Below are 22701 nucleotides of genomic sequence, written 5' to 3' on the forward strand. Positions count from 1 at the left end.
TTTGAATCAGGTTTAGTAGCCACCTTATTCGGTACAGTGGCTTCTGTTGTGGGGGGTGGAATTGGTACGATTTTGGTAGTGATTGCCACAGCTATGATTTGGCCAGAAATTCGCCAGTTGAAAACATTAGAAGACTACAAAGAGTAGGGTGTAAGGCTGTGAGGATATAGGGGAAAAACTAATTACAAACTACTCTTTCTTAAATTTCACAAGCAAATTTACCCAGATTTTTTCGCAAAATCTGGGTATTTCATGGACGCTTGGTGAGAAAAAATTACTAACAGACACCAAACAATTTTTAGTGAATCTCTGAATATTCAAGTGCCACTAATTACTCGTAAAAGTCCTCTAAACTGTCTGGAATTGTAGATAATTTGCAAACAGTTCTTGAACTTTTTTCCAAGCATCAGTAGCAGCTTCGGGATTGTAGCTGGCGCGGTGATTGCAGAAAAAACCATGTCCTGCATCGGGATAACGATAAACAGCGTGAGGAATTTGATATTTCTGTAATTCAGCCTCAATTTGTTGTGTATGCTCTAAAGGAATACCTTGGTCTTCTAAGCCAAAGAAGAGGTAAATTGGTCGTTTAATTTCAGGAGTGCGAGTAATAGTAGGTTCTCCACCGCCGGGGGTAGAAGTGGTGATACCACCACCGTAAAAAGAGGCTGTAACTTTGATATCTGGTAAAGTGGCTGCTAGGTAAACCACATGACCACCAAAGCAAAAACCAATCGAGCCAATGGCATCTGCTTGGACATGAGGTAAGCTTTTTAAATAAGCGATCGCCGCCTGAATATCGCTCAAGATTTCTGTAGTTGTGGTCTTGTCTTTATATCCTCGACCTTTTTGGATATCTTCGGGGTTATATCCAGCTTCAAATCCAGGTGCAACACGTTGAAAAAGTGACGGTGCGATCGCTACATATCCCTCTTGAGCAAATTTTTCGGCTACTTCCCGAATGTGAATATTCACGCCAAAGATTTCTTGCACCACAATCACAGCCGGAAAAACCCCTTCTCTGGCTGGTTGGGCTAAATACGCATCTATTTGTAAATCTGCATTGGGAATCTGCACGTAAGCAGTGCGAATTTCTGTATTTGTCATTTTTTTGGTGTGTTTAGTAGCCTGCGTGTTGATCGACAACGTTCTTTAAGGGTTGACCATTTTGATAACGTCTGAAATTATCGAGAAATAGTTCTATGGAACGTTGTTTGACGTTGGGGGAATGACCAGAACAATGAGGGGTAATGAATAAGTTGGGAACAGTCCACAAAGGGCTTTCCGATGTTAAAGGTTCATCGATAACTGTATCTAAAGCTGCGCCAGCAATCCAACCTTCTGCGAGGGCTTGAATTAAAGCTGGCTCATCTACAACTGCACCACGGGCGATATTAATTAAATACGCATGATGAGGGAGCGATCGCAGTACAGTTTTATCAATTAGACCTTTGGTTTGTGGTGTGAGTGGTGTCGCAATGACTAAATAGTCTACTTCTGGTAACAGCACGCGCCACTCATCTGCACCTACGACTTTGTCAAAATTTGGTAGTGCTTGGGGATGACGACGACTACCAAAAACTCGCATTCCAAAGGCTTTAGCACGTTGGGCGATGGCTTGACCGATACCGCCTGCACCGATAATTAGTAAAGTCGCATCAGTCAGTTCTTGAATAGCAAAGCCTCTTTGCCAATGGCGTTGAGCTTGTAAATTATAGAGTTCTGGCAAATACTTAGCATGAGCCAGTATATATGTGATCACAAACTCTGCGATCGGGATTGCATGAGATCCTGCGCCATTAGTGAGGATGAGGTTACGTTCTAAGTAAGTTGGGGTTAAAATGTGGTTTACACCTGCGTTTGGTGCATGATGCCAACGCAGTTGGGGTGCGGCGGCTAAAACTCGATGTAAAGTAGCTGGCTTTAAGAAAAACCAACTAAAATAGATTTCTGCATCCTTCGCATCTCGGTCAAGATTACCATCACTATCCACAAGTGCAATCTGTGTGTCAGATGGTAAATGCGGCTCAATTTCGGCAGCAATCTCTGCGTGTAAAATGAGTTTTTTAGAAGTCATACCATTATTGTGGATTGCGGAATAGTTTACTGGTGCGCTTTACAGAAATCTATTTGTCGCATTCTTTATCTACTCAGCACTCAGCACTCATCACTCCTGAACTATTTTTCTGTACTACCGTAGAGAATCACCCTTGCGGTATTCGCTGGTGATATTGTCTAACTTTTGCTTTAAATTGTCGTCGAGTGTAATTTCTACAGCCTTGAGGGTTTCAGTGAGTTGTTCTGGACGACTAGCCCCGATAATAGGAGCAGTAATAATAGGATTAGCCAACACCCAAGCCACTGCAAGAGTAGTGAGAGACAATCCCGCAAATTCTGCCACTGTGAGTAATTCTTCCACAGTATTGAATTCGCGATCGCGCCAATAGCGTTCTTGATAACGTTCGGCCGCAGTCCCCAGAGTGAAGCGTGTACCTTGGGTTGGGCCGTTACTCAAGTTATGTTTCCCTGTCAGTAAACCTCCGGCTAAGGGATTGTAGGGAATTACACCTAAGCCTTCCTCTTTAGCTAAGGGTAGAAGTTCTCGCTCAATTTCCCGAAACAGCAAATTGTAGCGGGGTTGAATGGAGACAAAACGAGTCAGATTTCGCACATCAGCACGACCCAAGGCGCGAGCAAGTCGGTAAGCCAAGAAGTTAGAAACTCCGATATAACGCACTTTCCCCGCACGCACTATTGTGTCTAAGGCTTCTAATGTCTCATCTAGGGGAGTGGAAGCATCGTCAGAATGCAACTGATACAAGTCAACATAATCAGTTCCCAGTCGTTTTAGGGAAGCATCTATTGCATCTAAAATATGCTTACGAGAAGCACCCTGATCCCAAGGTGCAGTCCCAACTTTGCCCACACACTTAGTAGCTACAATAAAGTGTTCCCGTTTCCCTTTGAGCCAACGTCCAATGATTTCTTCGGTACTACCAGCCGTCGCTAGTCTGCCCCCAAGAGGATAAACATCGGCTGTATCGAGAAAGTTAATACCAGCATCGGCGGCTGTATCGAGGATGCGTCTAGAAGTTTCTTCATCTGTTTGCAATCCAAAGGTCATTGTACCGAGACAAAGACGAGAAACAGTCAGTCCGGTTTGACCAAGTTTAGTTGTGGGTAATGTCATGTTGCTGCGTTCCTAATTCAAAATTCACCAATCCCCAATTCCTCATCAAGACACGACAGAAGCTTGGCGCAAACTCTGGGAAACGAACCACTGTTGCAGTTTCGAGTCAGTATAAACTTCATCAGCAATAAAATGATCCCCTTCAGGGAAGATGGTAAAGTCTACTTTTCCCCCCAGTTCGCGCAAGGTGTCAACAATTTTTTGTGTGTCTTCTAGCGACAGTTTCTCGTCCTTACCGCCTTGGAATATTTGAATAGGAATTTCTTTGAGTGCAGCTAGCTGTTTTGCTTCTAATGTTTGAGGAACACGACCAGATACTGCTACTAATCCGGCGAAGCGGCCAGGATGAGATGCGGCGATGTGCCATGCTCCGGCAGTACCCAGGCTAAATCCAGATAAAATTACACGAGAGGGATCGATCGCTTCAGAGGCGATGAGATTGTCTAACAAAGCAATCACATCTGCTTCTCTGTCTACCCAAGTTTGTCCTTCAGGAAGTTGGGGAGCTGCAAAAAAGTAAGGTAAAGGACTAGATTCATCGACAAAACGAGGTAAACCCCATTTCAACAGTACATTTAAATCCTGACCGTGATCGCGCGCCCCATGTAAAAACAACACCAGAGGCGCGGGTTTGTTGGTATCTTCCGAGATAGGGGAGAAAAGATAGGGAAATAAACTAGAACGGTGTTCAATAGCCATAGTTGTAGTTCCTCAAATGTGTATGATTTTAGAAATTGGGGACTAGAAATTATGGCGTTGCATAAATGCGGGATGAATTAAGCTTTTCTAGCAAAGTCAACTACCGATTTTTTGCGGCTTTGCGCCTTTGCGCGAAACATAAATCATCCCATTAATCAGCAACGCCGAAATTATCTAATCCCCATAAATCCTAAAAGTTCTGCAATTTTGACCCAAATATCTCAAAGCCTCTATGCAGTGATTTAAGCCACTACCAAGTTTTTATCCGCCTGTGGGGATGTAGTGCTGACTTTAGATTCAATCGCCGTACCCTTGAAGAAGTCAGGGTTAGCTTGGGTGTAGAACTTGTAGGGATTACCAAAGACATAGGCTTTAAAGTCTGCTTCAGAAATCACACCTTCTTGGACTAGATCCCAGCTTTCTGCTAGAGGATCTGTGAGGTCGGGTACATCCCAGTGACCAACGTCTGAGGAGTAGATGGCGTTAATTTTCACCTTTAAGGGATTAGCTTTGTCGTTGAAGGCTGCGCCAATGGTACGATCATCAGATTCAGAACCAAAGAAGAAGCTATTTACCCAGCGATCGCGAATATCTTCAATAGTTTCAATTCCAGCCGCCGCAAAGTCTTCTAGTTCGCTACCAATGGGTGAACGGCTATGACGGTTAAAAGAAGAACCTAAGACGCTCTTTGTTAATTCTTCTTTGGTGAGGGGATGAGCTTCTAAGAATTCGCTACCGAAACGCTCAAATAATGCGTACAACTCGTTAGCATTGGTGAGTTCTGGGTTGTAGTTTTGCAGTCCTTGGAGATTGCGTTTGGAGAAGCGGTCTACTAGGTGAATGTAAACGTGTGCGCCCCAATCTGCGCCACCTTCGAGCATAGCGACGCGCAATTGTGGGAAACGCTTGGTTACACCACCAAAAAACAACGCTTTCGCAAACGCTTGTGAACCATCAGCAAAGTGACCGATGTGGTTATTCATGTAGTTGCTAATGGAGGAGCGTCCAGTCCAACCTTGACTACCATAGTGGGTAGTAATGGGTACACCTAATTCCACTGCTTTCGCCCAGAATGGATCATAATCGTATTCACTATCCAATCCGTAAAAGTCAATATAGGAGGCGTATTTGGCGACTTCTGGGTATTGGTCGGCTGGGTATTTATCAGCGATCGCCTTAATGGGACGTTTTACACCACCAGGAATATTTGCTACTTTTAGCCCTAGTGTTTTTACAGCAAATTCTAACTCTTCAATCGCTTCTTGAGGGGTAGTCATAGGGATGCCAGCAACTACCGTGAGGCGATCGCTATATTTGCGATACAAGTCAGCATGATAATGATTTACCGCCCGTTGCAATGCTTGGCGATGTTCTGGTTTAGCTCCAGCTGGTGCCAATACATTGTTAGGAAATAGTACAGAATAGTCTGAACCTTGTTCTGCCTGACGCTCATAAAAGAGTTCTGGCAAAGTGTAAGTAGCTAAGTCTAAAGTATTGCGGGTAACTCTTGCCCACCAAGGAGAACGAATTGTGCGGTAATATTGACGTTCTTCTGGGGTTTGTTGATACCAGTCTTTACCATTGACTTTGGAGTTGAGACGAGAAGATTCGGCTTTGCGTAATGCGTCTACAAGTTCTGCACCACCGTAATTAGCAATGTAATCTTCTAAAGCTGGGGTGAAATCATTGGTATGAACATCGGTGTCGATGACCGGATAATCGAGTTTTGCTTTGATGGCGGCGGAACGGGAGGTTTTTAATCTGCTATATTCTGTCATGATTTTTATCCTTCAAAGAATTACAGAGTGATTACTGAGTAAGTTTTTAATGAGGACTGAAGTCCTCACTACGAACCGAGAACCGTCTTGTCTTTACGCCAAAACCAATCGCTGAGACTCTTTTTGAGTAACAAACTGATTCACCGGACGACGTAATCCCAAGTTTTCCCGCAGGGTGCTACCTTCATACTCAGTACGGAATAATCCGCGCTTTTGGAGTATGGGAACCACTAAATTCACAAAGTCATCCAATCCTGTGGGCAGTATGGGGGGCATAATATTAAACCCATCGGCTGCACCGTTGTTGAACCACTCTTCTAACTGGTCAGCAATGCTTTCGGGAGTACCGATGATGGTACGATGACCCCGCGCAGTAGCTAGGGCAAGATACAATTGGCGCAGAGTCAAAGTTCCACGATTAGCTAAATCCTTGACTAGTTTCAGACGACTTTTATTATTGTTGGTCTCGTTGGGGAGTTCAGGAGCTAAATCATCAAAGGAATATTTGGATAAATCCACACCTTTGTAGTAGTTCTTTAAGATTCCCCAAGCCACATCGGGATGAATCAAAGATTGGATGAATTCGTATTTTTCTTGAGCTTCTTCCTCAGTCCGTCCAATGACTGGAAAAGCCCCAGGCATAATTTTTAGGTCGTCTGGAGAACGTCCATATTTTGCCAACCGACCTTTTACGTCAGCATAAAATTCCTGGGCATCAGCTAAGGTTTGATTGGCGGTGAAAATCACTTCCGCCGTTTGTGCTGCCAAGTCTCTTCCAGCTTCCGAAGCTCCAGCCTGTACAATCACTGGGTAGCCTTGGGGTGGGCGACCGACGTTTAACGGGCCTTTGACGGAAAAATGCTTACCTTTATGGTTAAGGATGTGCAGTTTATCGGGGTCAAAATAAATCCCTGATTCTCGGTCACGCAGAAAAGCATCATCTTCCCAGCTATCCCATAAACCCTTCACCACTTGCACAAACTCTTGCGCCCGTTCATAACGTTCGCTGTGTTCTGGGTGATGCTCAAGACCAAAATTGGCGGCGGCGTTTTCATTACCTGTGGTAACGACATTCCAACCTGCACGACCTTGGCTTAAGTGATCTAAAGAAGCAAATTTACGAGCTAGGGTATAGGGTTCTTCGTAGGTGGTGGAGGCGGTAGCAATAAAGCCGATGTTTGTTGTCACGGCGGATAAAGCGGAAAAGAGCGTCACAGGCTCAAAATGAACAAGTTTACCATTGCGTTTTTGAGTTGCTGGTGCGCCTCCCCAAACACCCGGACTATCTGCCAGAAATACCGCATCAAATAGACCCCGTTCGGCAGTGTGGGCAATTTCTTTATAATGCTGGAAATTCAAACCTGCATCTATTTGGGCATCTGGATGTCGCCAGGCAGAAACATGATGTCCGGTAGCTTGAATAAATGCACCTAAACGAAACTTCCGTTTCTTACTCATATTCTTGTTCTTCAATAATGCAATGCGATCGCTATTTGGCGTGTAGTTAAATTTACGTAGCAATCTTACTCAGTGAATAAAGATTACACGATGAGTCCATCAAAAATATGTACTGCTCATCACAATAATCGAAAATCTAATTATTAGATATTCAAATATTAAGAATAACGAACTAAAGATTGGGCATGGCGCATAGGGCATAGGTTTTCCCTTACACCCCTACACCCCCACACCCTTACACCCCTCTTAAAAGCTAAAGGTAGTCCGAACAGCACCCACCCAAATGGGATCATTCGCTCCGTTATGTTCTGGCTTGGTAATCACAAAGCAAGAGGGAGTGACTCTGATGTTGTCACTGACGCGCCAAGTATAAAAAGCCTCTAAATGTAAAGATGTATCTGGGTCTTCCCGACGGGCTGCGTTAGCTCTGGGTCGATAATCATTGCTTGTGACTTTTGGTGGTACACCAATGATGAAACCACCAACATTACCTTGTTTACCCAGGTCTGGAAAAGCCAAGGTTAACGCGCCATTGATAATAGTCGCATCGTTATCTGAACCATTTTGCTGATGTGCGAGGGTATAACCAAACCAACCACCTACATGAAGGCGGCTACTAGTTCTCCAATTAAATTGCAGACCAAAGTTATCGCTAGTTGTCGCGTTTTGTTCAAAAGGATTTCTCGAAAAAGCACTACCTGTCCCACCGGTTAAGTTAAAACCAGTCCCAGTCCCAAAGTATTTACGACCATAGGCAAGAGCCACATCTAACTGACGACTAGGTGAATAAGTGAGTTGACCTAATGCCAAACTATTACCGTTGAAAAAGCCATTACCATCTTCGGGTCTGTTAGCTTGACTATCGTTGACGATGTAACCCAAGTTGAGTTGTAGCTGACTGTTGAATTTATAAGCAAAGGCCGCACCAGCACCATCAAATCCTGGTCGATAAATAGTGGGATTAAATGTAGCAAAACGAGACAGTGCGCCATTCAAACCACCAACGGAAGCATTGATAGTAGGAGTAAATACAGCTGGTTGTAAAGCTCTTGTCCCTACCCAAACGGTGGCATTTTTTCCTACAGGAAAACGATAGACTAGTTGACTGAGGTATGTTCCTTCTCTACCATCAGTATCGAAGGTAAAGCGGGTCATTGCTGTTCCTGTGGTGCTGGTTAAGTTGGGAACTGCACTCCCTGCGGTGAGGATTGTGGTCAGTTGGTCTCTACCGGTAAAACTAGTTTGCAAATTCAGTCGGACGCGGTAGCTAAAAAAGGTGTTAGTCCTATCTTCGGTGTCGTCTGCTGGTGTATTATTAGCGCGATCGCCAAATGTATCCGCAGCCACGAAAATTGCATCGCCGACTAATTTAGTCGTAGTGGAAAACTGATTGGCTTCGACTTCCGCAGTCCGCGCTTCTAATGCGTCTAGTCTTCCTCTCAATTGTGCAAGTTCTGTGGCAAATTGTTCTTGCAGTTTTTGCAATGTGGCTAAATCTTCTTTCCGTACCAATTCTCCGGTATTACTAGCAATTAATTCATTGAGACGGTCTAAAGCTGCATTCAAACCTGCGGCGAATTCATAACGAGTCAGCGCACGATTCCCTTTAAATGTGCCATCTGGATAACCCGCAATCACACCGTATCTTTCTACAAGAGACTGTAATGCTTGAAATGCCCAATCTGTCGGTCTGACATCAGATAACTGTGAGACAGATGTCACTTGACCAGTCAATTGTGTGGTTGAATTATCTGTTTCTGGATTTTGGCTAGATGAATTTGATGATTCCGGTAAATTCTGAGCAATTTCTTGTGCAGGTATATCTGCATTTTCAGCAATGATTTTTTTCTCAGGTAATTCTATCGCTTTACTGGCTGAAGAAATTACTAAAACAGTACCAAAAATAGTTGGAACAACTAAAAAATAATTCCATAGTAATCGTAACATTGATATTTTCCCTTGACACAAAACTAGATGGTTTTCACTGGTTTAATTAGATTTTTTGTGGAAAATTTTATTTGTAAGACATCACATCCATCGTTAAAAAAGATAAATATTTTTATGGCAAATGAGGCATAAATTAGAAATAAATTTTCTTATGCCAGTCAGTTGTATTAAGGCTATATGACTCTTGTGGAATGTATGTAAATTCAATAAAATCGCATACATTTTGCTATTCATTATCAAGAAATCTTGATTTTAAGCAGTATATTCAGTAATCAGATTTGCTTCCCATACAAAAAATAAAAATGTTGCTAAACTTAGCATTAGCGATCGCAATTTCCATGAGGTGATTTTCCTATTTTATTCATACTCAAATCGCAAAATACACTAAATCTATCGAGATTAAGTATTTTACTTATTTTGTGATGTTTGCATAAATCGCCATAAAATACAAGTACCCTGGAAAAGTTATTTCAGGGCAGTTTACAGAACTTTACTTGCTAATTTGTCGTGAAGAATACTTTATTTTTTGTGGTGTGTGTGAAAAACTTTGTTAGGTAATAAATACGTTAAGCCAATCGATTTAAAGTATTTTAAGTCAACAGCCTAGTTATGGTTGTTAACAGGTATTCAAGGTAGTGCAACGTTTGGGGGTTGCAACTTCCTCGGCAAAGCGTTGGGATATAACATCCTAACGGGGATGGTTAACTGATGGCAGTATGAGCAGATGCCGCGACGTTAAGCACAGATTTTTCGATGCTTATGGCATCTCTTCTGCCTTTTTTCGTGAATAAAAATAGTGATTTGTACGAATATTTGAAAATGAATCAACATTAAAAGGCTAAAAATCAATTGGCTTACCGTAGTATAATAGGCTCAAGCTGAGGATCAAAACTTGTGAGTAGATCCCAGGAGTCTAAAGATCATGCGAATTGCTAATAACATCACAGAATTAATCGGGAAAACACCTCTTGTCAGGTTGAATCGCATTCCTCAAGCGGAGGGATGTGTGGCTGAAATTGTCGTCAAGTTGGAGGGAATGAATCCAGCAGCTTCCGTCAAAGACAGAATTGGGATGAGTATGATTGAAGCGGCGGAAGCAGAGGGATTGATTACACCAGGGAAGACGACTTTAGTCGAGCCGACTTCAGGGAATACGGGTATAGCTTTGGCAATGGTATCAGCTGCTAAGGGTTATCAGTTAATTTTGACGATGCCTGATACCATGAGCTTAGAACGGCGTGCGATGCTCAAAGCTTATGGCGCGCAACTGGAACTAACTCCAGGTAGTGAGGGGATGAAAGGAGCTATCCGACGAGCCGAGGAAATTGCAGCATCTTTACCCGATGCTTTTATGTTGCAACAATTTGCTAATCCGGCTAATCCTAAGATTCACAGAGAAACTACAGCCGAAGAACTTTGGCAAGATACAGAAGGTAAAATCGATATTTTAATTTCTGGAGTCGGTACTGGGGGAACAATTACAGGAGTCGCAGAAGCTCTCAAGCAACGCAAACCGGAGTTTCAAGTAGTAGCAGTAGAACCCAGTAATAGTCCTGTGTTATCTGGTGGTAATCCTAAACCCCATAAAATTCAGGGAATTGGGGCGGGGTTTATTCCGTCGGTGCTAAGGTTGGAATTAATTGATGAAGTGATGCAAGTAGCTGATGAAGATGCGATCGCTTTTAGTCGTCGTCTAGCTAGAGAAGAAGGATTATTATCGGGAATTTCTACCGGTGCGGCTTTATATGCGGCTATTCAAGTAGGCAAACGTCCAGAAAATGCCGGACGCTTAATAGTGATGGTACAACCTAGCTTTGGCGAACGTTATCTGAGCAGCGTACTGTTTAAAGAATTACCAGATGTAGAATTTGCTTTTTTAAAAAAATTCAATCAAAACGGTGTTTCCGTCAATTAAATAGCTATTGACTATAGGAATCATCTTTGATTTCTGCAAAGCTAGGTACACTTTGATTCATTCTTACTTCCTGTTCCCTGTTCCCTTACTACGCGATTCCTAAGATTAACTAAATCACATCTTGTAAGACTCGGCGGGTACTTTTCCAAGTCCAAACACCTACAACTGCAACGATAAAACTCATTCCTAGTAATACAGTTCTTGAACCCAGTTGATCAATTAATGGCCCAGTAATTGCTAAAGGTGCTGACAATGCAATATTTACGGCATGATTTTGAAACCCAAACACTTTGCCGTACATTGTCGGGGGTGTTTCATGTTGAATGAGTGTTTGCATGGGTACACCAATTAAGGAAGCACCAACACCTAAAAATCCACACAGTCCTAAAGCTAGCCAGAGATTTTGAGCAAAAGTGAATACTCCTAATACTAGTGCCATGATTAAGAATCCGATTAATGGTAAGGGCTTGTGATGAAATTTATTGCCCCAGTGACCTAAAATAGCGGCTCCTAATACTATCCCCACACCTGCTGCTGCCAGGAAAAAGCTAAATTGTTCTCGTTTTAAACCAAAATCTGGTGCTAACCTAATTGCCAAAGCCATCAGAGCTGCTAAGACACAATATAATGTTGTTAGTTGCAGCATGGCATTCAAGACTAGGCGATTTTTCTTGAGATAACGCAAGCCTTCCTTAAAATCAGCCCAAGGGTCGATGAGTGTACTGCGATCGCTAACAAATTTCTGATCTGATTTAAAATCAACTAACTGAAAAGCAACGGCTGATAGTACGTATAATGCACTGACTACAACTTCTTGACCATAAACTGCACCCAAAAAAGTTTTTGCAAAACTCAATATTGGTTCACCAATAGCAAAACCAATAATTAAAGCTCCCATCATGGTGCTACTGTAAAGAGCATTGGCGGCCATAAAGTTTTCTTTCCGCACCACCACAGGAATAGCAGCCTGTTCAGCTGGGGCAAAAAACTGTGCCAAAGCAGAAATTATAAAAGTTAGGATTAAAAATAGTAGGAAGTCTTTGGGTGAAAATGCTATTAACAGGGCAAATATGGCCTGCAAGACATTAGAACCCACAAGAATAAGTTTTTTTGAAAAGCGGTCAACAAAAATACCACCAGCAGAACCTAATAAAATAGCAGGTAAAGTAAAAGCTACCATCAAAATTGAGTACATGGAGCTTTCTTTTAAACCTGGAAGTGGGGGGTAATTTTTGAGTAACGCCACCACTAAGACAAAAAATACTTTATCTCCTAGTTGGGATAATAGCTGTCCCAGCCATAGAAGCATAAAATTACGATTTTTCAGCAGTGCGCCAAACCCGTGATTGACGGCAGCCGGTTCAGTTGGAAACATGGATCACTTTAGTATTTTTACTAGGGTAGATGGGGAACTAGGGATTGGGGACTCTTGACTGGGGACTGGGAAAGCTGAGTAGAAAGTGTGAAGTTGTGGGTATTTTCCTTCACTCCTCGGTTTCTGAGTCTCCTTTCCACATCTTTATCAATAGATTTTTACTCCTTTGCCCAATATCCTTTATTTCTCACTCCCGTTTATTGAGACTGTTTTCCGGATTGTTTTGGTTCATAGCGTTCTAATAATAGATGTAAAAATTCAGCTGCGGTGAGGGGGTTTTTGCGGGTATTGATTTCGTCTCCAGAGGAATTCACCCGCCAGCCTCTAACAGTTTGGGGCGATCGCCACATGGTTAAATGATCTACTGATGGTTCAGCATAAAAATTATCTTGCCCACTACCAAGTAATAATGAACTCCAGTGAGTGAAATAATCATGACTGAGACGATGAATGGGAAAATCCCCCCATAGTGGCACACCCCATCCATCAATAGCAATAAATGCTTGAACATTACCCCCCATCATTTGCCATTGAGTAGCAGCAGCGATCGCTCCTACGACACCAGCACTAAAACTAATGAATATAACTGGCGATTTTAGCCTATTGTGTAAGCAATCTTGCATAAACTGCCAAATATGAAATCCTGATAAAGTAAAAATTCCCTCGGCGGGGATCACTAAAATGTGAGGGTGTAAGAGTAAGGATGTATCTGGTTTTTTTTCTGAGTCCGCATATAACCATCCTGCAATAAAGCTTTCAGTTAACTTTGGTTCATGAATACCAGGGCAAATGATTATGGTCATTAGTCATTAGTCAATAGTCATTAGTCATCAGTCATTAGTCATCAGTCATTAGTTTTTACTTTGTCTCCCCCAATCCCCAATCCCCAGTCCCCAGTCCCCAATCCCCAATCCCCAATCCCCAATCCCCAGTCCCCAATCCCTGTTAACACTAAGTATCAAGTAATAACACTCATATGACTTTTGATATATTATTGTCAATTTTCTGGTTATCCCCTCCAGGGGGAAGGGATAATGGTTTACTAATTAGAAATAAATCCAGTAACTTCCACATTCATCACATTAGTTGCTGGTTTGAATCTACATTCTGGTCTATATTGAGGAACTCATTGTGGTTGCTACGCCGGAAAAATTACAAAGTATCCAGGAACATTTATCAACCCCTGACAGAGTAGCAGTTCTGCTCATGGGATATGGCGAGGTCGAAAGTTATGAAGACTTTGCCAACTATAACGAACAGGCTCTAAATCTACTGACTGCTAAATTTGCACCTGTACCAACCTGGATTTATCCACCTTTAGCAAAACTATTGGCGTTATTTGACCGTCACGAGTGGGGACACCAACATCACGATTTTATCTCTCCTCACAATGCCATCTTTGAAAAGCAACGTGCTGGTATTGAACAGCTATTACAAGCTAAGTGGGGTAATAGTATCCAAGTTTTTAAAGCGTTTAACTTCTGCGCTCCTTTTTTACCTCACCAGGTTTTGGCAGAAATTAAAGCCCAAGGTTTTGAGAAAATTTTAATTTACCCACTACTGGTAGTTGATTCTATCTTTACTAGTGGGATTGCGATTGAGCAAGTTAATAAGGCTCTTACAGGAATGGCTGAAGGCGATCGCCATTGGGTCAAAGGACTGCGTTATATTCCATCATTTTATAATGAGCCGGAATATATCCATTTGATGGCTCATCTGGTTGAGGAAAAAATTAATGCTGATTTAGCCGCAGCTTATTTACCTTCCCAAATCGGGATTGTGTTGATGAATCATGGTTGTCCGCACAAAGCCAAAGGATTCACCTCTGGTATTACCGAAAGTCAAGCATTATATGATTTGGTGCGTGATCAATTAATCAATCGCTATCCTTTAATTTCTGTCGGTTGGCTCAATCACGACACACCCTTAATTGAATGGACACAACCAAACGCCACACAAGCTGCTACTAACTTGATTCAATTAGGCGCAAAAGCAGTGATTTTTATGCCTATTGGCTTTGCTACAGAAAATCACGAAACTTTATTGGATGTACACCACATTATTCATGCTTTAGAGAAAAAGTATCCCCAAGTAGATTATGTGCAGATGGCTTGTGTGAACGACCATCCAGAGTTTTTGGCAATGGCGGCACAATGGGCGAATATTCACATATCAGAGTTACAAAATGAACAGTCAGTGGCAGTGAATCCACAGATATCTCATCATCACCATCACCACCACCATCATTAAATCGGATATTATCAGGCGATCGCTATGAAAAAATCCCTGACTTGAGTAAAGTTTAAACTACAAGTCAGGGATTTTATGATGTAATTATTATTTATAAAGCATCAGGGTCAATTCCCATTGCTCTGAGTCTTTCTGCTAGTAATTGAACTCGTGCTTCTGCTTGTTCAGCACGCTGTTTTTCCTGTTCAGCCAGTTCATCACCAGTTAGTAAAATACTACCGTCTTGATAGCACCAACGTAACCAAGTATCCTGTCTACCTTCAAATTCCCCTTTCCAGAGAGTGACACCTAAACCTACTTGTTCTAACCAAGTTTCGGAAGTTTCAAAATAGCGTCTTCCCCTCAATTCATAAACCCGCAGGATGTTTTCTCCTAATTGTTGAGTGGAATCATAAACAATGTAGTAACTGGCGCGCATTTGTTCATAAATTTGCAGTTTTTTACCGAGTTCGTCACCTTCTTGATTAGAAACAATTTCAATCACAACCTCTGGAGGTTTACCAAACCGCCAAACCATATAACAGCGATTTTGTTTCTCCCACCAGTTTTCAGGAGTTTGAACATCCAAACTGAGAAAAACATCAGGTACAATTGCAGGCTGTTTATCTGCGTGATAAATACCAACGTTAGCTTCGGCTAAAAAGGTCTGATTTTGTAAAGAACTGTAAAGAGAACTGACTAATAAGCGTTGTTGTTTGGCAGATGCAAAATTGTCCACAGGTGTATCATCTTCGGTAATTAGCAGGTTGGCATCTGGTATGTAGAAATCATCATTGTTGATGAGAAGTTGCTCAACCATGATTTTATCCATTTTATTTAAGAGCGTTATTTCTATGTTAATTGATTTCAGATGAAAACTTGAAGTTATGTAGCAGTGTATTTACAATAAATGAGAGAATAATATCGGAATATATATATTAATTCTTTAGTAAAAATATAATGATTGGAAGGATACTACGAAAACGCTACAAAATTATCGGTCAGTTGGGTTATGGTGGGTTTGGAGAGACTTATCTAGCTGAAGATTTAGACATTCCTACTGAAACCAAGCCTAAATGTGTTATTAAGCATCTTAAACCTAGAGCTATTGCTAAAAATATTCCATATGCAGATATTGAGAGGCTGTTTAAAAAAGAAGCAGAAATCCTCTACAAACTAGGTCAAACATATACTCAAATTCCTAAATTATATGCTTATTTTGAACAAAGAAAAAATATGTATATTGTTCAAGAATTTATTGATGGAAATGATTTGAGTCAGGAAATTACTTCAGGAACTCGTTGGAAGGAGTCTGATGTAATTAGATTTCTAGAAGAAATGCTCAAGATTTTAGTTTTCATTCATGAACATAATGTTATTCACCGAGATATCAAACCTTCAAATATAATGCGACGTAAATTTGATGGTAAGTTAGTGTTAATTGATTTTGGACTTGTTAAACCAATCACTACTTCAGGAATACTTAAGTGTACTATTCCTGTTGGTAGTCCAGGTTATGTACCTGTGGAACAATTCCAAGGTAGACCTAAATTCAGCAGTGATATTTACGCTTTGGGAATAACTGCTATTCAGGCACTAACAGGTATAGATTATCCTATGCAGTTATCTATAGATGCAACAGATGAGATAGCTTGGCGTGATCTAGCTCAAGTAAGTGAATCACTTGCACAAATTTTAGACAAAATGGTGTTATATGATTTTCGCAAACGCTATTCTAAGGCGGCAGAGGTACTCAATGATTTAAATTTCAATATATTACGCTTACAACCCTCTAATTATGAGTGGTTATCACCAGTAAGAATTGGTCGCAAGTGGGGTTATATGGATGATAGAACAGGACAAGTAATAATTCAGCCTCAATTTGAAGATGCTTATGAGTTTACTGAAGGTCTAGCATCTGTTCGGATTGGTGAAAAGTATGGTTATATAGATACGAACGGAAATTTTATTATCCATCCTCAATTTGAATGGGCTTACTATTTTTCAGAAGGGTTAGCAGAAGTTCTGATTAATGGAAAAAGCGGATATATCAATGTAACTGGAAAAGTAGTGATTCAACCTCAGTTTGATATGGCTAACTTATTTTCATCAGGGCTAGCAGAAGTATGTATTGGTGATCAGTATTATCTTATAGATAAAACAGGAAAGTTTATTGAAGAATAACTAGGTTTCATAATTGCATGAAATACTGCTTATTTATCTACACTTAATTTCAAGGCTTGCCATAAACACAGTTAATACAATAAAAATAAATCAGTCTATTCCTTTGAATTATTAAATTGAATGATGAAGATGAGAGCGATCGCCTCTTCATACCCCTAAACTGCTATTCTGGCCACAATAGTAAATTAAACTCACCCACTTGGCAGTTAAATAAAAATCTATGCTTACCCAAGATAAACAACAACGTAACTGGAAACCCATCATTAAAGCATTCGAGGCTGTTTTAGGTACAAATGGCGTAGTGCAACGTCGTGAAGAACTTATCACCTATGAGTGTGATGGTTTAACGAGCTATCGTCAACGTCCTGCTGTCGCGGTGTTACCACGCACTACGGAACAGGTGGCGGCGGTAGTAAAGATATGCAACCAGTATGCTGTACCTTTCATCGCACGGGGTTCGGGAACTGGTTTATCTGGCGGCGCGTTACCTTCTGATGACTCGGTTTTAATTGTTACTTCTCTGATGCGGCAAATTCTGAATGTTGATTTAGATAACCAACGCATCATAGTTCAGCCAGGAGTAATTAACAGTTGGGTAACTCAGACTGTCAGTGGTGCTGGATTTTACTACGCTCCTGACCCCTCCAGCCAAATTATCTGTTCCATTGGGGGGAATGTGGCGGAGAATTCTGGCGGGGTACATTGCTTAAAGTATGGTGTAACTACTAACCATGTTTTGGGTTTAAAAATCGTCACACCGACAGGGGAAATTGTTGATTTAGGGGGAGAAATTCCTGAAACTCCTGGATATGATTTAACGGGTGTGTTTGTTGGTTCGGAAGGGACTTTGGGAATTGCTACTGAAATTACGCTGAGAATTCTGAAAAGTGCAGAATCAATTTGTGTACTGTTGGCAGATTTTACTAGTGTAGAAGCTGCGGGGGAAACTGTTTCTGATATTATCAGCGCGGGGATAATTCCTGGCGGCATGGAGATGATGGATAATATTAGTATTAACGCTGTAGAAGATGTGGTTGCTACTAATTGTTATCCCCGTGATGCGACAGCTATTTTATTAGTTGAAATTGATGGGTTAGAAATCGAAGTTGCTGAAAATAAAAAGCGGGTTGCGGAAATTTGTCAAAAGAATGGGGCGCGGAATGTGACTGCGGCTAGTGACCCAGAAACACGATTGAAGTTGTGGAAAGGACGAAAAGCGGCGTTTGCGGCGGCGGGTCATTTAAGCCCAGATTATTATGTGCAGGATGGGGTAATTCCTCGGACGCAGTTACCTTATGTTTTACAAGAGATTGAAGCATTAAGCCAAAAATTTGGGTATCAAATTGCGAATGTCTTTCATGCTGGTGATGGTAATTTACATCCATTGATTTTGTTTGATAATGCTGTTCCTGGCGCGTTAGAAAAAGTTGAGGAATTAGGCGGAGAAATTTTAAAACTTTGTGTCAAAGTTGGCGGTAGTATTTCTGGGGAACATGGTATAGGTGCTGATAAAAAATGCTATATGCCAGATATGTTTAGTGATACTGATTTGGAAACCATGCAGTGGATAAGACAAGTATTTAATCCCCAAGGTTTAGCAAATCCTGGGAAGATATTTCCGACACCGCGCACTTGTGGAGAGGCTGCAAATCAAATGAATAATCAGCAGTTTGCAGGTGTAGACAGGTTTTGAAAAGATGCAAAATGTAGGGTGCGTCAGTGCCAGATAACCTAAACTATACTCAGAAATTATTCATACTGACGCACCCTAGCAAACTACTTTAGTCCTTTGGGATTCAAGATGAAGGGCTAAAGTTCTTACTTCGCGCTATCTAATTGTTCACTGTTAACTACTCAATAGTTAAATTCCAGCCAAGATGTAAAGTGATAGATGTTTATTTGGCACTTTATATCTTGGCAGATTATTATGATATTTCTACATTATCCAGAAAAATTATGATGGATTCCGTATTGATAAATATCTCTACCCAACGAAGTCAAAACCACACATGAACCGGTTGGCTAAACTTTGTTTATTTTATTTGCTTTGTGTACAACTCATATTGTGTTTAACAATATTTTCAGATCCTTCATTATCTGACTATCAAGAAAAAAATAGCTTACCCACCACCACAGAAATTCGCGGAGTCTGGCTAACTAACGTCGCTAGCGGTGTGCTATTTGTCCCTTGGGGCATTGACCGTGCTATTAATCAATTATCGGCACTCAATTTTAATACGATTTATCCTGTAGTTTGGAATCGGGGCTATACTTTTTATAAAAGTAATGCAGCAAAATTGTTTACTGGTAGTGATGTTGAACCTTTACTGAATACTGTACATGGCGGTCAAGATGTTTTAGCCAAGTTGTTGAAGTTAGCTAAATCTAAAAACTTGACTGTTATTCCCTGGTTTGAATATGGTTTGATGACTCCTGCTGATTCAGAACTCGTAAAACGTTATCCTGATTGGTTAACAACTGGAAAACAGGGGGAGAAAACTATGAGTGAAATGCTACCGGAAGAAATAAATAATGAGCCGACGAATAAATTGGCTTGGCTAAATCCACTACATCCTGAAGTGCGAGAGTTTATTTTGTCATTAGTTACAGAAGTTGTCAGTAATTATGATGTAGATGGTATTCAATTTGATGATCATTTTGGAATGCCTGTGCAGTTTGGCTATGACCCTTTTACTGTTGAGTTATACCAAAAAGAAAATCAAGGCAAAAGTCCACCAAGTGACCCTTTAAACCCAGAATGGATGAGTTGGCGTGCTAATAAAATTACTGGGTTTATGGCAGAGATTAATAAAGCTGTGAAGGAGATAAGACCCAATATTAAAATTTCTTTGTCTCCTAATGGGCAGGATTTTTCTTATAAAAACTATTTACAAGATTGGGAAACTTGGGTCAAAAAAGGGTTGATAGATGAGTTAATTTTACAAGTTTACCGTGGTGATCAAACTGGTTTTTTGGCTGAACTAGAAACACCATCTGTAAAATTTGCTCAAACTAAAATTCCCGTGGCGATTGGGATTTCTACAGGTACTTTAAGGAATCCAGTCAAGATTACACAGGTGCAAGGACAGGTAGAAGCAGTGCGCGATCGCCGATTTTTTGGTATGTCTTTTTTCTATTGGGAAAGTCTCTGGGGTTACATTAGTCCAGAATCACCCCAAACACGCCGCAAAGTTTTTCGTGAATTATTTGCAGCTAAGGCGAATAGACCTTTGACGATAGGGAGGAAGTAGGAGAGGTGAGGGTAGGTAGACAAGGGAGACAAGGTAGATAAGGTAGAAGAAAGAAGTGTTAACGGTTAATTACTAATGACTAATGACTATTGACTATTGACTAATGACTATTGACTGTTCACTATGGACTATTGACTAATAACTATTGACTAATAATGACTTCTGCCAAAACGCCGTTAAAATTTGTCTTGCTGTGGACTATTGCGACTTTTGGCGGTTTTTTGGTGAGTTTATGTTGGATTGAAATTGGTGAACGGGCTGAGATTGGTGTATTACAAGCGGCGATGGGAGGAATTGCGATCGCTATACCCCAAAGTCTCATCCTCAGAGAAAATATCTACACTATTAGATGGATTATCTTAACTATTACAGCCTGGGTAATACTCACAGTCATCGGTATGGGTGCATTCGGTTGGAGTGTGCCAGCGTCGGAAATATTATCTGTTCGGCTCTATTTTGGGGCATTACATGGAGCATTTGGCGGCTTCGCTATTGGGTTATCTCAATGGTTAACCATACGCAAACCAAAACCGTGGGCTTGGCAATGGATGATAGTGAATTCCTTGTGTTGGGCTGTAGCCTTACCGATTGGTTCGGCTGTGGGCATCATATTACACCAATTAACCCGCCTGTTTCTAGCGGAAATTGTTGGTTTAGCTATCACTTGGCTAATTGTTGCTATCCTCACAGGCTTTAATATTCATAAATTAATAGGTGAGTGAAGGAAGCTAGGGGGCAAATCAATTCAAAATTTAAAATTTAAAATCCAAAATCCAAAATCCAAAATTGAATTGCCCAATGCCCTAATTCGTTTCCTGAATCTGCAACCTCACTGTATGTTCTGTTGCACCGCTTAATTGCACTTCCATGACTTCGCTACCTAGAGGTTCGATGCTACTGAGTAGCGATCGCAAATTGGGTGTACTTGCTCCAGTATCTACATATAATCTATCTGCGAGATTAGTAATCCGTTTCCAAGTCATGTATAACTTGGCAATGGTTTGTTCTATTTGGGATGCTTGATTAACTAAATCAGCAGCCACACTCAAACAACCGACCCTTTGGGCTTCTTCTAAAGCTGTTTCAATATCGACATCATTATCTGTTAAAGCTTGCACTTGGGCAGCAGATTTCAGATATTTGGCTAGCTGACGCGCTTCTGTCGTTACCTGCTTGAGAGTATCGACATCAGGATTAGCTGCAATTTCCTTTTGAATAAACTTTTGATGCTGTTCGGGCAGTTTTTCCATTTCCTTCACTAGAGGGGCAATGTAGCGTGGAGGAAGGGAATTTTCGGCAGCTTTTACCTTGACGGGTTCTGGTAATAATTCCGACGACATTGCTGTCCATTCATCTGTGAGTTGACGGACTTCGCGCCGCGTGATGCGATCGCCCTTACTCGCCGCTTCACTCACCATCTGTTGCACCTCTGGGGAAGCTTTCGAGGTTTCCACAAAGGCGCGTTTGCTGAAGTTATTCACAGCACTGGGTTCTAGCTTGCCCTCTTCCAAGAGAGTATCAGCACTATTAGCTAATTGAATCCAGGCGTAGGCTTGACTTTTACTGATTTCCCGTTGCTTAAGCCAGTTGAGAAAACCAGTACCACGGCCATCACCACCTTTTTTTTCTCGATCCCGAATTGCCCTTAAGATGCGCCCCCGCCAAATTTCCGTTTGCAAATCAAAGCGATCGCACACCTGCCAAGCTATATCCAACTGCTGTTGGAAATCTGACTCTGGAATCTGTTCGTCTTCGGGATCGGGCAGTTCAAAGGTAAGATCCGCAGGCTGTTGCAGTGCAGCAGCGAGGTCATTGATATTATCCGTTGATTGCACAGTTGGTAACTTATTACTCTAGCGATCGGCTTATTATTACACAAACTGGGGACATCGGAATTTTGGATTTTGGATTTTGGATTTTGGATTGTTTTTTCGGTTCAAGTAGCGTTTGTTGAAAGTTATCGCCCTGCCATTCGCCGTCTATCCCAAATGCTAGAATCAGCCTAGTACAGAGGTTTTGAAATTAAGCAGCATGGAAAAAATCGAATTGCAACTCGACCAAAAAACCCTGGAAAAAGCGATCGCTTTAGCAAACTCGCATCATTTTGACTTGTCGCAATTGTTTGCATACGCAATTGATCAATTAACAGTGACAGAACCAAACCCAGATCATTTACTGGGATTATTTGCTGATGCTCCTGAATCAGTAGATGAGATACTAGAAGCAGCAGACAGGTTAAATATCTCACCGAAAAATTACCAAAAACTAGTTAACCGACTGAAAAAATTGGAAGATATGCTTTTAGGACAAGCAGCTGAAACGGCTTTGAGCCAATCAGCGATGGTTGGAACGGAGAATTTTACATCTGCACTGGAGCGTTTAGCTAATGGCGAGGCTTGATGGTTTAGCAACTGTTCTCGATTTCTTGAACGGCTTGCAACCAAAAATAGCAGCACAGATTGCAAAAAAAGTTTTGGCTTTGAATATTGATCCGTTACCTGCTGATAGTAAGCAGTTGTCAGGGTATCCAAGTTATTACAGAGTCGATAGTGGCGAATATCGGATTGTGTATCGGTTTTTTCCTGAAGAAGATTTAGTAGAAGTCATTTTAGTTGGCAAGCGCAACGATGATGAGGTTTACAAACTATTAAAGCGTTTGTTGGGATAAAGAACTTAAC

19 protein-coding genes and 1 pseudogene are annotated in these 22701 nt (G+C 41.3%); 9 read left to right on the plus strand and 11 right to left on the minus strand.

Annotated features, from left to right (window positions below):
• Positions 1–147, plus strand: a pseudogene (locus CV014_RS08260) (MFS transporter); the annotation flags it as partial.
• A 201-nt stretch (positions 148–348) separates the two neighbouring features.
• On the opposite strand, the gene CV014_RS08265 reads toward CV014_RS08260, so the two are convergent.
• The 7 genes from CV014_RS08265 to CV014_RS08295 all read right to left on the minus strand — a co-directional run bounded on the left by CV014_RS08265 (position 349) and on the right by CV014_RS08295 (position 9069).
• Complete coding sequence (locus tag CV014_RS08265; RefSeq protein ID WP_236141601.1) at positions 349–1104, minus strand: dienelactone hydrolase family protein; 756 nt, start codon at positions 1102–1104, stop codon at positions 349–351.
• A 13-nt stretch (positions 1105–1117) separates the two neighbouring features.
• The gene (locus CV014_RS08270) at positions 1118–2074 is read right to left on the minus strand and encodes a D-2-hydroxyacid dehydrogenase (protein ID WP_236141602.1); all 957 of its coding nucleotides are present in this window, start codon (positions 2072–2074) and stop codon (positions 1118–1120) included.
• A 114-nt stretch (positions 2075–2188) separates the two neighbouring features.
• On the minus strand, positions 2189–3187 hold the full coding sequence (locus CV014_RS08275) for an aldo/keto reductase (protein WP_236141603.1): 999 nt from the start codon (positions 3185–3187) through the stop codon (positions 2189–2191).
• Positions 3188–3232: 45 nt separating this feature from the next.
• A complete protein-coding gene (locus CV014_RS08280; protein WP_236141604.1) occupies positions 3233–3886 on the minus strand; it encodes a dienelactone hydrolase family protein in 654 nt (217 codons plus the stop codon).
• A gap of 242 nt (positions 3887–4128) precedes the next feature.
• Positions 4129–5664 (minus strand): amidohydrolase family protein, encoded by a 1536-nt coding sequence (locus CV014_RS08285; RefSeq protein ID WP_236141605.1) that lies wholly within the window; start codon positions 5662–5664, stop codon positions 4129–4131.
• Positions 5665–5757: 93 nt separating this feature from the next.
• Entirely contained in the window at positions 5758–7122 is a 1365-nt protein-coding gene (locus CV014_RS08290) for an LLM class flavin-dependent oxidoreductase (RefSeq protein ID WP_236141606.1), read from the minus strand.
• Between the two features lie 246 nt (positions 7123–7368).
• Positions 7369–9069 carry an iron uptake porin gene (locus CV014_RS08295; protein WP_236141607.1) on the minus strand — a complete coding sequence of 567 codons (1701 nt, stop codon included), beginning with the start codon at positions 9067–9069 and terminating at the stop codon, positions 7369–7371.
• Positions 9070–9991: 922 nt separating this feature from the next.
• On the opposite strand from CV014_RS08295, the gene cysK reads away from it, so the two are divergent.
• Positions 9992–10984 (plus strand): cysteine synthase A, encoded by a 993-nt coding sequence (cysK, locus tag CV014_RS08300; protein ID WP_236141608.1) that lies wholly within the window; start codon positions 9992–9994, stop codon positions 10982–10984.
• A 109-nt stretch (positions 10985–11093) separates the two neighbouring features.
• On the opposite strand, the gene CV014_RS08305 is transcribed toward cysK, so the two are convergent.
• Both CV014_RS08305 and CV014_RS08310 read right to left on the minus strand, forming a co-directional pair.
• Positions 11094–12359: an MFS transporter gene (locus CV014_RS08305; RefSeq protein WP_236141609.1), complete on the minus strand. Its 1266-nt coding sequence runs from the start codon at positions 12357–12359 to the stop codon at positions 11094–11096.
• A 197-nt stretch (positions 12360–12556) separates the two neighbouring features.
• Entirely contained in the window at positions 12557–13162 is a 606-nt protein-coding gene (locus tag CV014_RS08310; RefSeq protein ID WP_236141610.1) for a hypothetical protein, read from the minus strand.
• A 328-nt stretch (positions 13163–13490) separates the two neighbouring features.
• On the opposite strand from CV014_RS08310, the gene CV014_RS08315 reads away from it, so the two are divergent.
• Positions 13491–14609: a ferrochelatase gene (locus CV014_RS08315; protein ID WP_236141611.1), complete on the plus strand. Its 1119-nt coding sequence runs from the start codon at positions 13491–13493 to the stop codon at positions 14607–14609.
• Between the two features lie 91 nt (positions 14610–14700).
• Here CV014_RS08315 and CV014_RS08320 read toward each other — a convergent pair whose 3' ends face one another.
• Positions 14701–15408 carry a Uma2 family endonuclease gene (locus tag CV014_RS08320; RefSeq protein WP_236141612.1) on the minus strand — a complete coding sequence of 236 codons (708 nt, stop codon included), beginning with the start codon at positions 15406–15408 and terminating at the stop codon, positions 14701–14703.
• Between the two features lie 140 nt (positions 15409–15548).
• On the opposite strand from CV014_RS08320, the gene CV014_RS08325 reads away from it, so the two are divergent.
• The 4 genes from CV014_RS08325 to CV014_RS08340 all read left to right on the plus strand — a co-directional run bounded on the left by CV014_RS08325 (position 15549) and on the right by CV014_RS08340 (position 20745).
• Positions 15549–16772, plus strand: a complete 1224-nt coding sequence (locus CV014_RS08325; RefSeq protein ID WP_236141613.1) for a WG repeat-containing protein — start codon at positions 15549–15551, stop codon at positions 16770–16772.
• Between the two features lie 220 nt (positions 16773–16992).
• The gene (gene glcD / locus CV014_RS08330) at positions 16993–18465 is read left to right on the plus strand and encodes a glycolate oxidase subunit GlcD (RefSeq protein ID WP_236141614.1); all 1473 of its coding nucleotides are present in this window, start codon (positions 16993–16995) and stop codon (positions 18463–18465) included.
• 316 nt (positions 18466–18781) lie between these two features.
• Positions 18782–20023 (plus strand): glycoside hydrolase family 10 protein, encoded by a 1242-nt coding sequence (locus CV014_RS08335; protein WP_236141615.1) that lies wholly within the window; start codon positions 18782–18784, stop codon positions 20021–20023.
• 155 nt (positions 20024–20178) lie between these two features.
• A complete protein-coding gene (locus CV014_RS08340; RefSeq protein ID WP_236141616.1) occupies positions 20179–20745 on the plus strand; it encodes a hypothetical protein in 567 nt (188 codons plus the stop codon).
• Between the two features lie 81 nt (positions 20746–20826).
• On the opposite strand, the gene CV014_RS08345 is transcribed toward CV014_RS08340, so the two are convergent.
• Complete coding sequence (locus tag CV014_RS08345; protein ID WP_103138811.1) at positions 20827–21858, minus strand: hypothetical protein; 1032 nt, start codon at positions 21856–21858, stop codon at positions 20827–20829.
• A 196-nt stretch (positions 21859–22054) separates the two neighbouring features.
• Between CV014_RS08345 and CV014_RS08350 the strand changes: the two genes are divergently transcribed.
• The gene (locus CV014_RS08350; RefSeq protein ID WP_236141617.1) at positions 22055–22423 is read left to right on the plus strand and encodes a prevent-host-death protein; all 369 of its coding nucleotides are present in this window, start codon (positions 22055–22057) and stop codon (positions 22421–22423) included.
• A complete protein-coding gene (locus CV014_RS08355) occupies positions 22410–22691 on the plus strand; it encodes a type II toxin-antitoxin system RelE family toxin (protein ID WP_236141618.1) in 282 nt (93 codons plus the stop codon). Before CV014_RS08350 ends, CV014_RS08355 begins: the two co-directional genes overlap by 14 nt.
• Positions 22692–22701: the final 10 nt, after the last annotated feature.

It is taken from the genome of Nostoc sp. CMAA1605, from assembly GCF_021596505.1.
Classification (GTDB): domain Bacteria; phylum Cyanobacteriota; class Cyanobacteriia; order Cyanobacteriales; family Nostocaceae; genus Trichormus.

Bases quoted from the DNA above. Each gene is read 5' to 3' on its own strand.
- CV014_RS08310 (WP_236141610.1), bottom strand. From the start codon at position 13,162: ATGACCATAATCATTTGCCCTGGTATTCATGAACCAAAGTTAACTGAA.
- CV014_RS08325 (WP_236141613.1), top strand. From the start codon at position 15,549: ATGATTGGAAGGATACTACGAAAACGCTACAAAATTATCGGTCAGTTG.
- CV014_RS08350 (WP_236141617.1), top strand. From the start codon at position 22,055: ATGGAAAAAATCGAATTGCAACTCGACCAAAAAACCCTGGAAAAAGCG.
- CV014_RS08305 (WP_236141609.1), bottom strand. From the start codon at position 12,359: ATGTTTCCAACTGAACCGGCTGCCGTCAATCACGGGTTTGGCGCACTG.
- CV014_RS08290 (WP_236141606.1), bottom strand. From the start codon at position 7,122: ATGAGTAAGAAACGGAAGTTTCGTTTAGGTGCATTTATTCAAGCTACC.
- CV014_RS08285 (WP_236141605.1), bottom strand. From the start codon at position 5,664: ATGACAGAATATAGCAGATTAAAAACCTCCCGTTCCGCCGCCATCAAA.
- glcD (WP_236141614.1), top strand. From the start codon at position 16,993: ATGCTTACCCAAGATAAACAACAACGTAACTGGAAACCCATCATTAAA.
- CV014_RS08265 (WP_236141601.1), bottom strand. From the start codon at position 1,104: ATGACAAATACAGAAATTCGCACTGCTTACGTGCAGATTCCCAATGCA.
- CV014_RS08275 (WP_236141603.1), bottom strand. From the start codon at position 3,187: ATGACATTACCCACAACTAAACTTGGTCAAACCGGACTGACTGTTTCT.
- CV014_RS08320 (WP_236141612.1), bottom strand. From the start codon at position 15,408: ATGGTTGAGCAACTTCTCATCAACAATGATGATTTCTACATACCAGAT.
- CV014_RS08280 (WP_236141604.1), bottom strand. From the start codon at position 3,886: ATGGCTATTGAACACCGTTCTAGTTTATTTCCCTATCTTTTCTCCCCT.
- CV014_RS08355 (WP_236141618.1), top strand. From the start codon at position 22,410: ATGGCGAGGCTTGATGGTTTAGCAACTGTTCTCGATTTCTTGAACGGC.
- CV014_RS08340 (WP_236141616.1), top strand. From the start codon at position 20,179: ATGACTTCTGCCAAAACGCCGTTAAAATTTGTCTTGCTGTGGACTATT.
- CV014_RS08335 (WP_236141615.1), top strand. From the start codon at position 18,782: ATGAACCGGTTGGCTAAACTTTGTTTATTTTATTTGCTTTGTGTACAA.
- cysK (WP_236141608.1), top strand. From the start codon at position 9,992: ATGCGAATTGCTAATAACATCACAGAATTAATCGGGAAAACACCTCTT.
- CV014_RS08270 (WP_236141602.1), bottom strand. From the start codon at position 2,074: ATGACTTCTAAAAAACTCATTTTACACGCAGAGATTGCTGCCGAAATT.
- CV014_RS08295 (WP_236141607.1), bottom strand. From the start codon at position 9,069: ATGTTACGATTACTATGGAATTATTTTTTAGTTGTTCCAACTATTTTT.